Source organism: Nguyenibacter sp. L1 (assembly GCF_035199985.1).
GTDB lineage: Bacteria > Pseudomonadota > Alphaproteobacteria > Acetobacterales > Acetobacteraceae > Gluconacetobacter > Gluconacetobacter vanlangensis.
On the sequence record NZ_CP127015.1, the window covers coordinates 44,757 to 58,554 of the forward strand.

Genomic DNA, 13,798 nt, shown 5'->3' on the forward strand with positions numbered 1-13,798 from the left:
ATGGCCAATCCTGACAATGCGGAAACGGGGGCAGAAACGGGGGCGGACGCGGGGGCCGGCCGCGCCGGCTTCGACCGCGTAACCGAACGCATGACCCGTTTCCTGGCCGGCCGCTCCTCGCGCCGTAGCGCGCTGGCGCGCCTGGGGGGCTGGGCGGCGGCCATTCCGGCCTTCCCGCTGCTACCCGTCTCGCGCGACGAGGCGCGTGCCGGCACCCTGCCGCGCGCGCCGTCGCCTTTCGCGGCCAAGGCGCAGGCCAAGGACGACAGCAAGTGCGATTACTGGCGCTATTGCGCGATCGACGGCAATCTCTGCACCACCTGCGGCGGCGGCGTGCATAGCTGCCCGCCCGGCACGCACCCGTCGCCCACTTCGTGGATCGGCACCTGCTTCAACCCGCAGGACCGCCGCTCCTACCTGATTGCCTATCGCGATTGTTGCGGCCAGGATGCCTGCAACGAAATGAACTGCCTCAGCACCGACGGTGAACTGCCGACCTACCGTCCGCAATCCAACAACGACATCATCTGGTGCTTCGGGACCGGTTCGCTTCTGTACAACTGCTCGACAGCCGTCATCGTAGGAACTGCCGAATGAAAAAACTCCTTGCCCTCGCCGTCTCCCTCGCCGCCGCCACGCCGGCCTTCGCCGCTCCGGACGGGCAGGCGCTGTATGGGGCCAATTGCGGCATCTGCCACCAGGGCGGCGGCGTCGGCGCGCCGGGGCAGTTCCCGCCCCTGGCCAACCGGATCGACAAGATCGCCTCCACGCCCGACGGCAAGAAATACCTGACCCAGGTGCTGATGAACGGCCTGTCCGGCATGATCGAGGCCGGCGGCGCGACCTATGTCGGCTTCATGCCCAGCTTCAAAAGCCTGCCGGACGACCAGGTCGCGGCGATCCTGACCTACCTGTCCGGGCTGGGCGCGACCAAGCCCGCGCCCGTCTTCACGGCGGCGGACCTGGCGGCGGCGCGCGCGGCGCCGATGTCCTCCTCGGCTGTCGCCGCGGCACGGAAGACGCTGAATGCGGCGTATCCCCTTCCGTAATCGCCCGGCTGCCGTCCGGCCGGTGCTGGCTCTGCTGGCGCTGGCCGGACTTCTCCCACCGGGCCAGCCGGCCCGGGCCCTGGACCAGACCCGCAGCACCTATCTGATGAAATGCGGCGGCTGCCACGGGATCGAAGGCCAGTCCGGACAGACCTATATCCCCACCTTGCGCGACCGGATCGGCACGCTGACCTGCACGCAGGAAGGCAGGGCCTATCTGCTGCGCGTCCCAGGCGTCTCGATGTCGCTGATCCGCGACGACGCGCTGATGGCGCAGGTCATGAATTTCGTGCTGTTCGACCTGGGCGGTTCCAGCACCCCGCGCGGCACGCCTCCCTTCACCGTACAGGAAATCCGCGCCCTGCGCGGCAACCCGCTGCGCACGACCGACCTGCCCAGCCTGCGCGCCGGCGTCTGGGGCCGCGCCGTCACCGCCTGCGCCGCCCGCACCGGCGGCGCGGCGCACCCTTATTGATACTGAAACCGGATCCGCCGCCTATCCAAGGCGGCGGGCCAGGTCCTCGGCGGCGATGCGGAACGCTTCGTAAAAATCGTCATGGACGGCGACGAACCCGCCGGACATGCGGATAAATCCCTCGATCATGCCGTTCTGCACCATGCCGTCCGAATGGGCCAGGATGCCGTCGGCATCCTCGATCGCGCCGGATTCCACGGGCGCGTCATGCGTCACCCGCTGGCGCAGCGCATCTCCCCAGGCCGTCAGGCGATAGGACGCGACCTTCTCGGGATAGAGCCGGCCATCGACCGTATAGCCGGCCAGCTTCTTGCCCTGCGCCATCATATAGCCGATCTCGACCGCCGTGCCGGGGTCCATGTCTGCCGCGCGGCGAAACGGATCGACGCAGAAGATGCCGCCCGCGCAGCGATCCATCAGGGCGCGGTCCGCCGCCACGATCTTCAGCGTGGTCTCCAGCCCCGGCGGCAGGGTCTCGATGCCCGCCTGACCGTCGAAGGGGGCCAGCCCTTCCAGTCCCACCGCCCTGCACAGCGCCCGCAGCCGGTCGAAGATCGCGATCGCGCCGGGGCGAAAGACCAGGTCCCCGGCCAGATAGACATATGTGTTTCCGCTCATTCCTCATTCGTCTCCGGCATGGTCGTGCGTCTTTTTCTTGCCACGGTCCGATTCGCATCTTATGTGGAAGCGCCAACGGTCGGGTACCCGCGGCTCTGGGACCCCTACATGAATCGAGGAGGTTCCAGCACGATGTCTTCGCACAATAATCCGGCTTTTTCCGCCCGTGTCGATGACCGCATCCGCGAGGCCCTGGCCTTCGACGACGTGCTGGTCGTTCCGGCGCAGTCCAGTGTCCTGCCGGGCCAGACCACGACCCGCACCCGGCTGACCCGCCGCATCGGCCTGAACATTCCGCTGATCTCGGCCGCGATGGACACCGTGACCGAGGATTCGATGGCCATCGCCATGGCGCAGCAGGGCGGCATGGGCGTGATCCACAAGAATCTGGGCATCGAGGAGCAGGCCGAGCATGTCCGGCGCGTCAAGCGCTTCGAATCCGGCATGGTCGTCAACCCGGTCACCGTCTGTCCCGACCAGACGCTGGCCGACGTCAACGCCATCATGTCCCGCCACGGCATCAGCGGCCTTCCGGTGATCGAGCGCGAGACGAAGAAGCTGGTCGGCATGCTGACCAACCGCGACGTCCGCTTCGCCACCGACCCTGACCAGCAGGTGCGGGACCTGATGACCCGGGAGAACCTGGTCACCGTCCGGTCCGATGTCGGGCGCGACCAGGCGCGGCAATTGCTGCACCGCCACCGCATCGAAAAGCTGCTGGTCGTCGATGACGAGGGCCGCTGCATCGGCCTGATCACGGTAAAGGACATGGAAAAGGCAGTCCTGCATCCGCTGGCCAACAAGGACGATCTGGGCCGCCTGCGCTGTGCCGCCGCCACCGGCGTGGGCCAGGACGGGCTCGACCGGGCCCGCGCGCTGATCGATGCGGGGGTGGATGTCATCGTCGTCGATACCGCCCACGGCCATTCCGCCGGGGTGATGGACGCCGTGTCGCGGGTCAAGGCGATGGATGACAATATTCAGGTGGTCGCCGGCAACGTGGCCACGCCCGAGGCCGCGGTCGCCCTGATCGAAGCCGGGGCCGATTGCGTCAAGATCGGCATCGGCCCGGGTTCGATCTGCACCACCCGCGTCGTGGCCGGCGTCGGCGTGCCGCAATTCACCGCCGTCCTGGAAACCTCGGCCGCCTGCCATGAACGCGACGTGCCGTGCATCGCCGACGGCGGCATCCGGACCTCGGGTGACATCGTCAAGGCGATCGGGGCAGGGGCCGACGTGGTCATGATCGGCTCGCTCCTGGCCGGCACCGAGGAAGCGCCGGGAGAGGTCTTCCTCTACGAAGGGCGGTCGTACAAATCCTATCGGGGCATGGGCAGCCTGGGGGCCATGGCCCGGGGCTCGGCCGACCGGTATTTTCAGCAGGAAATCAGGGAAACCCACAAGATGGTCCCCGAAGGGATCGAGGGCCGCGTCGCGTACAAGGGCGGCATGGACGCCGTCGTCCATCAGTTGGTCGGCGGCCTGCGCGCGGGCATGGGCTATACCGGCTCGGCGACGGTCGCCGACCTGCAGACCCGCGCGCGCTTCCGCCGCATCACCGGCGCCGGCCTGCGCGAAAGCCATGTCCACGACGTGGCGATCACGCGTGAGGCACCGAACTACCGCCGCGACTGATCCCGGCCCCACGCCCGATCGAGACGCCCAGACTGACAGGACGCCCATGACTCCCAGCGCGCGGCTCGCCGCCGCCATCGATCTGCTGACGGCGATCGAGGATACGCCTCGCCGCCCGGCGGACGCTGTCGCCAATGCCTTCTTCCGTGAACGACGCTACATCGGTGGCGGAGACCGCCGGGCGATCTCCGCCCGGGTCTGGGCCGTGCTGCGCCATTGGCGCAGGCTCGCCTGGTGGATCGAACGCGGCGGCGCCGCCCCGACGCCCCGTGCGCGGCTCATCGCGCTGCTGTCGCTGGCCCAGCCTTCGGAGATCCAGCCTCCGGGCGAAACCGTGCAGGACCTGTTCTCCGGCGATCGCTACGCCCCGCCACCGCTGACGGCGGGCGAACGCGCATTGGCGGCCGCCCTGCGCGGTCAGGCCATGGCCCATCCCGACATGCCCCGTGCCGTCGCTCTCGAAGTGCCCGACTGGCTGCTGCCCCGGCTCGAGGCCGCGTTCGGCCCGGATGTCGAGGTCGAGATCGCCGCCCTGGCCGGCGAGGCCACGCTGGACCTGCGGGTCAACCTGCTGAAGACCACGCGCGCCGAGGCCGCGCGCCTGCTGGCGGCGGACGGCATCGAGGCCCGGCAGACCGATCTGTCGCCCTGGGGCCTGCGGGTGCCCGGCCGCCAACCGGTCACCGCGACCGCGGCATTCAAGGCCGGTCTGGTGGAAATCCAGGACGAGGGCAGCCAGATCGTGGTCGCCGCCGCCGACGCGCGTCCCGGCATGCGGGTGCTGGATTACTGCGCCGGCGCCGCCGGCAAGACGCTGGGCATGGCGATGACCATGCAGAATCGCGGCCACATCGTCGCCTGCGACGTCTCCGAAGCCAGGCTGGAGGGCGCGGTACGCCGCCTGCGCCGCGCCGGCGTGCATAATGCCGAACGGCATTTGCTGATCCCCGGTGATCGCTGGGCCCGCCGCCGCGCCGGCAGCTTCGACCGGGTGCTGGTCGACGCCCCTTGCACCGGCACGGGCACCTGGCGGCGCAACCCCGATGCCCGCCTGCGCCTGACCGAGCAGGACGTGGCCGAACTGACGCGGAAACAGGCCGAAATCCTGGCCGTTGCGGCCAGTCTGGTTCGCCCGGGCGGCCGGCTGGTCTACGCCACCTGTTCGATCCTGCCCGAGGAGAATCAGGACCGGATCGACGCCTTCCTGCGCGCCACGCCGCATTTCCGCCGCGCCGATTCCACCCCCGACTGCGGCCTGCCCCCCGGCCTCGCCCGGGACGGGATGATCGCGCTGTCTCCCCTGCGGCATGGCACGGACGGGTTCTTCGCGGCGATCCTGGAACGGACCGCCTGACAAGGCGGCTTTTTTTCTGGTCGGAAGACCGGATTTCTCCAATCATCATCTGATGCGTGCCCGCCTTGTCGGGCCCAAAATCCGGGAAGCGGGCATGCAGGACAACCTGGCCATCGGCATCTTGTGCGTACTGGGCGGCGGCATCGGCGCCCAGTGGATCGCCTGGCGCTTCCGCTTGCCGGCCATCGTGCTGTTGTTCGCGCTGGGCCTGCTCTACGGCCCGGGCACCCGGCTGCTGCATCCCTCGGCGGCGATCGGCCGCTATTTCCACCCCATGGTCTCGCTCGCCGTGGCCTTCATCGTCTTCGAGGGCGGTTTGGCGCTGGATTTCCGGCAATGGCGCGCGGCGGGCGAGGGGGTACTGCGCCTGACGGTGGTGGCCCTGCCCATCAACTGGGTCCTCGGCGCCCTGGCGGCGCATTTCGTCGGACACCTGCATTGGGGCGCGTCCTGGCTGTTCGGCGCGATCATCGTGGTGACCGGCCCGACGGTGGTGCTGCCGTTGCTGCGCCACGCCAAATTGCGGCCGCGCGTCGCGGCCTTCCTGCGCTGGGAAGCCATCCTGAACGACCCGGTGGGCGCGATCCTGGCCACCCTGGTGCTGGAATTCCTTGTCATTCAGGGCAACCGGCATTCGGGCATGTTCATGGTCGAAATCGTGCCGCACCTGCTGTTTTCCACCATGATGGCGCTGGGCTGCGGCGTGTTTCCGGCCGTGCTGGTCCGCTTCCTGACGGTGCGGGACCTGATTCCTGAAATCCTGCGCATCCCCATCATCCTGACCCTGGCGATGAGCGTCTTCGCGATCTGCAACTTCATCATGGAGGGGGCGGGCCTGATGGCGGCGACGGTGTTCGGCATTGCGCTGACCAATATGCGCGTTACGGGCATGTCGGAATTGCGCAGGATCAAGGAATCGCTGGGCGTGCTGGTCGTGTCCTGCCTGTTCGTCCTGCTGACGGCCGACCTACATCGCGATGTACTGGAACGGCTCTCGCTGCCGATCCTGGCCATGACGCTGACGGTGCTGTTCGTGGTGCGGCCGGTGGGCATCCTGCTGTCGACCATGCGCTCCAACCTGTCCTGGCAGGAGCGCCTGTTCGTCGGCTGGATCGCGCCGCGCGGCATCGTGGCCGCCGCCGTCGCCGGCGTGGCCGGCCTGCAATTGCAGGAGGCCGGCTATCCCAGCGCCGACCTCGTGACACCGGCCGTGTTCGCGGTCATTGCCACCACCATGATCCTGCACGGTTTCTCGCTGCGTCCCCTGGCCCGCACCCTGCGCCTGACCCTGTCGGACGAACCCACGCTGGCCATCGTCGGAGCCAATAGCTGGTCCACCGACCTCGCCGGGGTCCTGCACCGGCTGGGGGTGCCGGTCCTGCTGATCGACACCTATGCCGGCGCGCTGTCTCCCGCCATGCGCGCCGGCATCCCGACCCTGAGGGCCGAATTGCTGTCGGAAGAAGGGATCGAGATGCTCGAGGAACGCCCCGCCGACTATCTGATCGCGGCGACGCCCGACGCGATCTATAACGGCCTGGTCTGCGCCCGCCTGGCTCCGGATTTCGGACGCCAGCGGGTCTTTCAGGTCAGCCCCGGCGTTGCGCGCCTGGACCAGTATCGCGGGCTCAGCCGCGATTCGCGCGGCAAGGTGCTGGGCGAGCCGACCTGGAACTTCACCCTGTTCGACACGCTGTACGAACGGGGCTGGCGCTTCCGTGCCACCCCCGCCACCGCACCGGCGCCCGGGATATCGCCGTCCTCGGCTTCGTCCCCGTCCTCGTCCTCGGCGGCCACCAGGGCCGCGACTCCCGGTGACGGCAACCGCCTGACGATCATGACGGTGCGCAAGGGCACCGCCATCCTGATCCGCTCGGTCGAGGACGAGATCCCGGCCGCTCCCACGCCTGGCGACATGATCATCGCCATGGAATCGCCCGCGCCCGCCGAATCGTCCTGAAAACACCCCCGGGCCGGTCAGGTTCCGATCGGCAGGTCGATCTCGGGCACCGCGATCTCGGTCAGCCCGGCGGCCAGCAGGCGCCGCAGGTCCGATTCGCGCAGGGCGATGCAGCCTTCGGTCGGGCGCCCGTCCGGCGCCTGCAGATGCAGGAAAATGGCCGAGCCCCGACCCCGTACCGGCGGCGAATCGTTGTAACCCAGCACGATCACGATATTGTAAACGTCATCGTCGCGCCACATCCGCTCATGCCGCGCGGGGTGGGGCAGGGTGACCGGCCGGTTATAATCCGGATGGGTCGGATCGTCGCACCAGCCGTCATGCGGCGCCAGCGGTTCCACCGGCAGGGCGCAGGCCGGCGGTGCCACACGATCGGCGCGGTACAGCACGCGGCGCAGCGGCAAAACACCGCTCGGCGTCGCAAGATCGCCTTCCTGCTTGAGAATTCGGATCCCTCCGGCACCGATCGCGGCCGGGACCAGCTCGCCCCTGCAACGCAGGCGTGCATCCGCCCCCGTATGCGTTTCCAGAACTGCGCGTATCATCGAGGTCTCTCCTGGCGGGTCGCTTTTTTACAAGAATCGGGCCTAGTGTCCCGGATCCGAGATCCGCTGGATGTCAGATTCATAGTGGACACCAGATAAAATAATATCTTAGTGGCCTGCTGATCTCCGAAATTCGCCTACGAATTTCGAAGGCTGGACACTAGACTGATCGGCGTCCGTGCGTCTGTATGGTCGCGAATGCGGGCCCGGGACGGCGTGGTTCGGCGGGTGCCGATTCCGAATTGGGAACGATATAGGCTATAAGGCGCTATCCCCCCACTGGAAGGGGAAAGGCCAAAAATAAAAGAGGGTTCGATGGCAGGTGCGCGTCCCATATTGATAGTGGATGACGATCAGACATTGCGTCATATGCTCGTCGAACAATTGCAGTTGGAAGGTGAGTTCCAGGCGATCGAGGCCGAATCGGTCGCCGACGCGTGGGACAAATTGAACGCGCCGGGCGCGCGCTTCGACGCCATCATCCTGGACGTCACCCTGCCGGACGGGGACGGCCGCGATTTCTGCGCCGAGCTGCGCCGCCAGGGCAAGCGGATCCCGATCATCATCCTGACCGGCTCGGATGACGAGACGGACGTGGTACGCGGCCTCGATGCAGGTGCGAACGACTACGTCGCCAAGCCCTTCCGCATCGCCGAACTGCTGGCCCGCCTGCGGGCGCAGATGCGCATCTTCGAGAACAGCGAGGACGCCGTCTTCTCGATCGGGCCCTATGTCTTCCGCCCTTCGGCCAAGCTGCTGCAGGAGCCGACGCGCAACCGCCGCATCCGCCTGACCGAGAAAGAGGCGGCGATCCTGAAATTCCTCTACCGCGCCGGCACACGCCCGGTGCCGCGCCAGGTGCTGCTGAACGAGGTCTGGGGCTATAACGCCGCGGTGACCACCCACACGCTGGAAACCCATATCTACCGGCTGCGGCAGAAGATCGAACCCGATCCCACTAACGCGTCGCTGCTGGTGACCGAGGGCGGTGGCTACCGCCTGGATCCCGAAGGCGGCCTGCGCGGCTGACGTGGACAAGGCGGCCGGCCGTCAGGCAGGCCGCCGATAGACGCCCCGGGTTACCAGATGCCCAGGATGGCTGCTGCCGGCCGCTAGGCCGAAAAATCCATGGCGACGGGCACATGGTCCGATGTGGTGGGCCAATCCCGCGCATCGCGCAGTACGGTCATGTTCTGCAGCGACGCCGCCAGGTCGGGCGTCACCCACACATGGTCCAGCCGCCGCCCGCGATTCGACGCCTTCCAGTCGCGGTTGCGATAGGACCACCACGTATAGAGCTTCTCGTCGGGCGGCACGAAATGCCGCATCGCATCGACGAAGCCACAGGCCAGCCAGGCCTGCAGGCGGGTGGTCTCCGGCGGGGTATGGCTGACCACGTCCAGCAATTGCCTGTGGCTCCACACATCCTGTTCCAGCGGCGCGATATTCAGGTCACCGACCAGGATCGTCCGCCGGCTGGGCCGGCCGGTGAACCACGAGGTCGCCTCGTCGACGAAGGCCAGCTTGTGCGCGAATTTCGGATTCGCCTCGGGGTCCGGCACGTCGCCGCCGGCCGGCACATAGAAATTATGCAGCTCGACCGACGCCCCGCCCAGCGCGAAGGACGCCGCGATATGCCGGCAATCGCTGCGCGCGCACCAGTCGGGCGTGCCATCCAGCGGCGTCAGCGGCACGCGCGACAGGATCGCCACGCCATTATAGGATTTCATGCCGCGGTGCTGGATATGGACATAACCCAGCGCGCGCACCGCTTCGTCCGGGAACAATTCGTCCGGAACCTTGGTTTCCTGCAGGCACACGATATCGGGGCGCAGTTCCTCGCCCAGCCGCTCCAGCAGCTTCAGGCGCAGGCGAAGCGAATTGATATTCCAGGTCACGATACGCATATCCGTGCCATTGCCCATCATGTGCCCTCTGGCAAGGCCGAATCGGCGCGCAGGATGGAATGGCGAAAATTCCGTGGGATAAGGGAAACAGAACGGCAGTGGAATGACGAACAAAACGGGATCGAGTCGCGTCGGCGGGAAGAACAGGAGTCGGTGGATTTTGTCCACCTCGGGGATTGACTTCTTTATTTTCCAAGAGATTGCTCGATTTTCACATATCCGTAGTCGATCCCAGCCTATAATTTAGCGTAAAATCAACGGATTAAATGATTTGCTTCTTTTTTATGCAATCCAAGCCGGACACAGGAAAACCGCTGTCGCCACGATTCTGTCAGCGCCTGCTCCACAGACTTATCCACATAATCGGTGGATGAATGGACGGCTTGTCTGATGGACGGCGACAATATGGCGCCGCTGGCCGTCAAGGGGGTCGCGGCCATTCAGAAGGCGCTGCTGACCATGCCGCTTTCGCCCGGCGTCTACCGGATGATCGGCGAGAAGGGCGAGGTACTGTACGTCGGCAAGGCCCGGATGCTCAAACGCCGCGTGGTCTCCTACACCCATGTCGGCAAGCTGCCCGAACGGCTGCGCCGCATGGTGTCCGAAACGGTCACGATGGAAATCGTGACCACGCATACCGAGGCCGAAGCCCTGCTGCTCGAGGCCAACTACATCAAGCGCATGAAGCCGCGCTTCAACATCCTGCTGCGCGACGACAAATCCTATCCCTGGATCATGCTCACCGACGGCGACGCCTTTCCCCAGGTGACGAAACATCGCGGCAAGCCCGCCCGGGGCGCATCCTACTGGGGGCCGTTCGCCTCGGCCTGGGCGGTCAACCAGACGCTGAACCTGATTCAGCGGGTTTTCCTGCTGCGCTCATGTTCCGATGCGGTCTTCACGGCGCGCACGCGCCCCTGCCTGCTGTACCAGATCAAGCGCTGCTCGGCGCCCTGCGTCGGCCGGATCGACCAGGCGGATTACGCCCACCTGGTCGAACAGGCACGCGCCTTCCTGTCCGGCCAGCGCACCGGCATCCACGAGGAGCTGGTGCACGAGATGGAGCAAGCGGCCGCGTCTTTGGAATTCGAACGCGCGGCGACCATTCGCGACCGCATCCGCGGTTTCGCCGCGATGCAGGATTCCTCGGTGATCAACCCCGCCTCGCTGGACGAGGCCGATATCGTGGCGATCGCCCAGGCGGCGGGCCATTCCTGCATCCAGGTCTTCTTCGTCCGCGGCGGCCGCAACAACGGCAACCGAGCCTTCTTCCCCGCCCATGCGCGCGACGAAACCCCCGCCGACATCCTCGGCGCCTTCCTGGCGCAATTCTATGACGACAAGCCGCCGCCGGCGCAGATCCTGCTGAACGGCCCCATCGCCGAGCACGCGCTGATGGCCGACGCGCTGGCGATCAAGCGCGGCCGAAAGGTCGAAATCCTCACCCCCCAGCGCGGCGAGAAGCGCGCCGTGGTCGATCACGCCGAAACCAACGCGCGCGAGGCCCTGGAACGCCGCCTGGCCGAAAGCACCGCGCAGGCGCGGCTGCTGGACGGCATGGCCGACCTGTTCGGCCTCGACGGCGCGCCGAAGCGGATCGAAATCTACGACAACAGCCATATCATGGGGGCGAATGCCTATGGTGTGATGGTGGTCGCGGGGCCCGAAGGCTTCGACAGGCGCAGCTACCGCAAATTCTCCATCCGTGGGCCGGTAACGCCGGGCGACGATTTCGCAATGATGCGCCAGGTCTTGGAACGGCGCTTCAGCCGCGCGCTGCGCGAACGGCAGGAAGGGCAGAATGCCGCCGACTGGCCGGACATCGTGCTGATCGACGGCGGCGCGGGCCAGTATTCGGCGGTCCGCGCCGTGCTGGACGATCTGGGCGTGAACGACGTGACCCTGGTGGCCATCGCCAAGGGGCCGGACCGCGACGCCGGGCGCGAATGGTTCCATATGGCCGACCGGCCGCCCTTCCAACTGCCGCCGCGCGACCCGGTGCTGTACTATCTGCAGCGCCTGCGTGACGAGGCCCACCGTTTCGCGATCACGACCCATCGCGCCGGCCGCTCCAAGGCCCTGGTCCGGTCGGAACTGGACGATATTCCCGGCGTCGGTGCGGCGCGCAAACGCGCCTTGCTGAACCAGTTCGGCTCGGCACGCGGCGTCCGCCAGGCCGGTCTGGCCGAACTGGAAGCCACGCCCGGAATCAATCGCGAGACCGCCCGGGTGGTCTACGGCCATTTCCATCCCGGCTGGACCGGCGATTGAGGGACGGGGCAAGACAGGGGTGGGCAAGACAGGGGTGGGCAAGACAGGGACGGGCAAGACAGGGACGGCATGCCCGGCCGGCATTGAGCGGATTCGTCATCAGACCGTCGTGATGGACCGTTCCTGTTCCACCCGTCTTGCTGTACTGTCCTTCGGTGATGCTGACTGACCTGCCCAACGTCCTGACCCTGTCGCGGATCGTGGCGATTCCCGTCCTGGTGGCCCTGGTGGCGATGGGACGGCCGCTGACGGATAGCGCGGCGTGCCTGCTCTTCATCGCCGCCGCCTTCACCGACTATCTGGACGGCAAGCTGGCCCGGGCCCGGCATCAATATTCCGACCTGGGCCGCATGATGGACCCCATCGCCGACAAGCTGCTGGTGGGGGCGTCGCTGATGGTCCTGGCCGGGACCGGCCGGCTGGCCTATGCCGCGCTCTATCCCGCCATCGTCATCCTGGCGCGCGAAATCCTGATCAGCGGCCTGCGCGAATACCTCGCCTCCACCCGGATCAGCCTGCCGGTGACCCGCCTGGCGAAATGGAAGACCGGCATCCAGATGACCGCGATCGGCTTCCTGCTGGCGGGCGACAGCACCGGGGCGCTGCTGCATCTGCAATGGCTGCGGGTCGGCCTGGTCGGCGCTGCCCTGCTCTGGATCGCCGCGGGGCTGACGGTGATCACCGGATGGGACTATCTGCTGGCCGGGCTGCGCCATGTCGGCCGCACCGATGGCGCGTCCAAGATCGCGTCCTGACCCCCGCGCGTCACGGCCCGGCTGGCCATGGCCTCTCATCGCCCTGGCTCTCATGCCGGGCGCGCCGGTCGTGCCGGCGGAAGCCGCCGGGCCGCCTTCGCCGGGGACCGCCGCCATCGCCTCCGGCCGTGAAATGCCCGAAGGGGCGACGATCAGCGCCGGCGAGCAGGCCGAAATCCGCGGAGGCGTCCCCCTGTCCGACTCCGGGCAGGGGGAGTCCGCGCCCGCGGATTATCCCCCGCCATCCGATTCCGGCCTCGTCATTCCCAACGGCGACGGCACCAGCACGGTCATCGCGCCGGACGGCACGACACGGACGGTGAAGGGCACGCCCGCCGCTCCGGAACCCGCCGTCGCTCCAAGATAGGGCCGAAATAGAGCCAAGATAGGAACCTGCGGGCAAGGACGCTAAGAGAGTGGGCATGGTGACGATCCTCTATTTCGCATGGCTGCGCGACCGGCTGGGCCGGTCGACGGATTCGCTCGCGATTCCCGCACAGGGCTGCTCGGTGCGCGACGTGATGCAGGCGCTCGGGCAGCGTGACGCGGCTCTCGGCGCGCTCTTCGGCCCGGCTTCCGTCCCGTCCGGGGTGGGCGCGATCCGCTGTGCGGTGAACCAGGAATTCGCCGGTCCGGACGACCCGGTCCGGCCGGGCGACGAACTGGCCTTCTTCCCGCCGGTGACGGGGGGCTAGGCGATGCGGATCGACGTGCGGGTCCAGCCCGAATCGTTCTCGCTGGATGCCGAGGTCGCGCATCTGGCGCAGGCCGGCCACGATATCGGGGGGATCGGCGCCTTCCTCGGGCTGGTGCGGGCCGAGGACGGGCTGCAGGCCCTGACGCTGGAACATTATCCCGGCATGACCGAATCCATGATGATCCGAATCGTCCGGCAGGCCGGCGTCCGATTCGGTCTGCTGGCCTGCACGGTCATCCATCGCGTCGGGCGCCTGCCGGTCGGCGCGCCGATCGTGCTGGTCCTGTGCGCCGCGCCTCACCGCGCGGCGGCGCTGGACGGCACGGCATTCGTCATCGACTGGCTGAAGACCCGCGCGCCCTTCTGGAAACGGCAGGATTATGCCGATGGGCGCACGAACTGGGTCGAAGCCCGCTGTTCGGACGACCAAGCGACCGCGCGCTGGGCGGAAACCGGCCTGATGTCCTGATTCCGATGGATTCATTCGGTCGGATAAAGATGCTCGATAAAACAATGAGCTAGTGGCCTGCTG

15 protein-coding genes are annotated in these 13,798 nt (G+C 67.3%); 12 read left to right on the forward strand and 3 right to left on the reverse strand.

The window, feature by feature from the left end; all coding sequences use genetic code 11:
- Genes mauA through QN315_RS00200 form a run of 3 tightly spaced genes read left to right on the forward strand, consistent with a single transcriptional unit; the run spans position 1 to position 1,524 of the window.
- Complete coding sequence (gene mauA / locus QN315_RS00190; protein WP_408904560.1) at positions 1–597, forward strand: methylamine dehydrogenase (amicyanin) small subunit; 597 nt, start codon at positions 1–3, stop codon at positions 595–597.
- The gene (locus tag QN315_RS00195; protein ID WP_323991016.1) at positions 594–1,049 is read left to right on the forward strand and encodes a cytochrome c; all 456 of its coding nucleotides are present in this window, start codon (positions 594–596) and stop codon (positions 1,047–1,049) included. Before mauA ends, QN315_RS00195 begins: the two co-directional genes overlap by 4 nt.
- A complete protein-coding gene (locus tag QN315_RS00200; protein ID WP_323991017.1) occupies positions 1,027–1,524 on the forward strand; it encodes a cystathionine beta-lyase in 498 nt (165 codons plus the stop codon). Before QN315_RS00195 ends, QN315_RS00200 begins: the two co-directional genes overlap by 23 nt.
- 21 nt (positions 1,525–1,545) lie before the next feature.
- Here the strand turns inward: QN315_RS00200 and QN315_RS00205 are convergent, their stop codons facing one another.
- Positions 1,546–2,142: a nucleoside 2-deoxyribosyltransferase gene (locus QN315_RS00205; protein ID WP_323991018.1), complete on the reverse strand. Its 597-nt coding sequence runs from the start codon at positions 2,140–2,142 to the stop codon at positions 1,546–1,548.
- A gap of 132 nt (positions 2,143–2,274) precedes the next feature.
- Here QN315_RS00205 and guaB point away from each other — a divergent pair, with 132 nt between their 5' ends.
- The 3 genes from guaB to QN315_RS00220 all read left to right on the forward strand — a co-directional run bounded on the left by guaB (position 2,275) and on the right by QN315_RS00220 (position 7,091).
- A complete protein-coding gene (gene guaB / locus QN315_RS00210; protein ID WP_323991019.1) occupies positions 2,275–3,777 on the forward strand; it encodes an IMP dehydrogenase in 1,503 nt (500 codons plus the stop codon).
- Positions 3,778–3,823: 46 nt separating this feature from the next.
- Positions 3,824–5,131, forward strand: a complete 1,308-nt coding sequence (locus QN315_RS00215) for an RsmB/NOP family class I SAM-dependent RNA methyltransferase (protein WP_323991020.1) — start codon at positions 3,824–3,826, stop codon at positions 5,129–5,131.
- Positions 5,132–5,225: 94 nt separating this feature from the next.
- Positions 5,226–7,091, forward strand: coding sequence for a sodium:proton antiporter (locus tag QN315_RS00220; RefSeq protein WP_323991021.1), 1,866 nt, complete (start codon positions 5,226–5,228; stop codon positions 7,089–7,091).
- Between the two features lie 17 nt (positions 7,092–7,108).
- On the opposite strand, the gene QN315_RS00225 is transcribed toward QN315_RS00220, so the two are convergent.
- Complete coding sequence (locus QN315_RS00225) at positions 7,109–7,636, reverse strand: L,D-transpeptidase family protein (RefSeq protein WP_323991022.1); 528 nt, start codon at positions 7,634–7,636, stop codon at positions 7,109–7,111.
- Positions 7,637–7,951: 315 nt separating this feature from the next.
- Here QN315_RS00225 and QN315_RS00230 point away from each other — a divergent pair, with 315 nt between their 5' ends.
- Positions 7,952–8,665 carry a response regulator transcription factor gene (locus tag QN315_RS00230; protein WP_176639629.1) on the forward strand — a complete coding sequence of 238 codons (714 nt, stop codon included), beginning with the start codon at positions 7,952–7,954 and terminating at the stop codon, positions 8,663–8,665.
- Between the two features lie 83 nt (positions 8,666–8,748).
- Here the strand turns inward: QN315_RS00230 and QN315_RS00235 are convergent, their stop codons facing one another.
- Entirely contained in the window at positions 8,749–9,543 is a 795-nt protein-coding gene (locus QN315_RS00235; protein ID WP_323993683.1) for an exodeoxyribonuclease III, read from the reverse strand.
- A 390-nt stretch (positions 9,544–9,933) separates the two neighbouring features.
- Here QN315_RS00235 and uvrC point away from each other — a divergent pair, with 390 nt between their 5' ends.
- From uvrC to QN315_RS00260, 5 genes are all read left to right on the forward strand, one after another.
- Complete coding sequence (gene uvrC, locus QN315_RS00240; protein ID WP_323991023.1) at positions 9,934–11,814, forward strand: excinuclease ABC subunit UvrC; 1,881 nt, start codon at positions 9,934–9,936, stop codon at positions 11,812–11,814.
- A 158-nt stretch (positions 11,815–11,972) separates the two neighbouring features.
- Positions 11,973–12,569, forward strand: a complete 597-nt coding sequence (gene pgsA / locus QN315_RS00245) for a CDP-diacylglycerol--glycerol-3-phosphate 3-phosphatidyltransferase (protein ID WP_323993686.1) — start codon at positions 11,973–11,975, stop codon at positions 12,567–12,569.
- Between the two features lie 52 nt (positions 12,570–12,621).
- Complete coding sequence (locus tag QN315_RS00250) at positions 12,622–12,936, forward strand: hypothetical protein (RefSeq protein WP_323991024.1); 315 nt, start codon at positions 12,622–12,624, stop codon at positions 12,934–12,936.
- A 55-nt stretch (positions 12,937–12,991) separates the two neighbouring features.
- Entirely contained in the window at positions 12,992–13,264 is a 273-nt protein-coding gene (locus tag QN315_RS00255; protein WP_323991025.1) for a MoaD/ThiS family protein, read from the forward strand.
- A gap of 3 nt (positions 13,265–13,267) precedes the next feature.
- The gene (locus tag QN315_RS00260; RefSeq protein WP_323991026.1) at positions 13,268–13,735 is read left to right on the forward strand and encodes a molybdenum cofactor biosynthesis protein MoaE; all 468 of its coding nucleotides are present in this window, start codon (positions 13,268–13,270) and stop codon (positions 13,733–13,735) included.
- Positions 13,736–13,798: the final 63 nt, after the last annotated feature.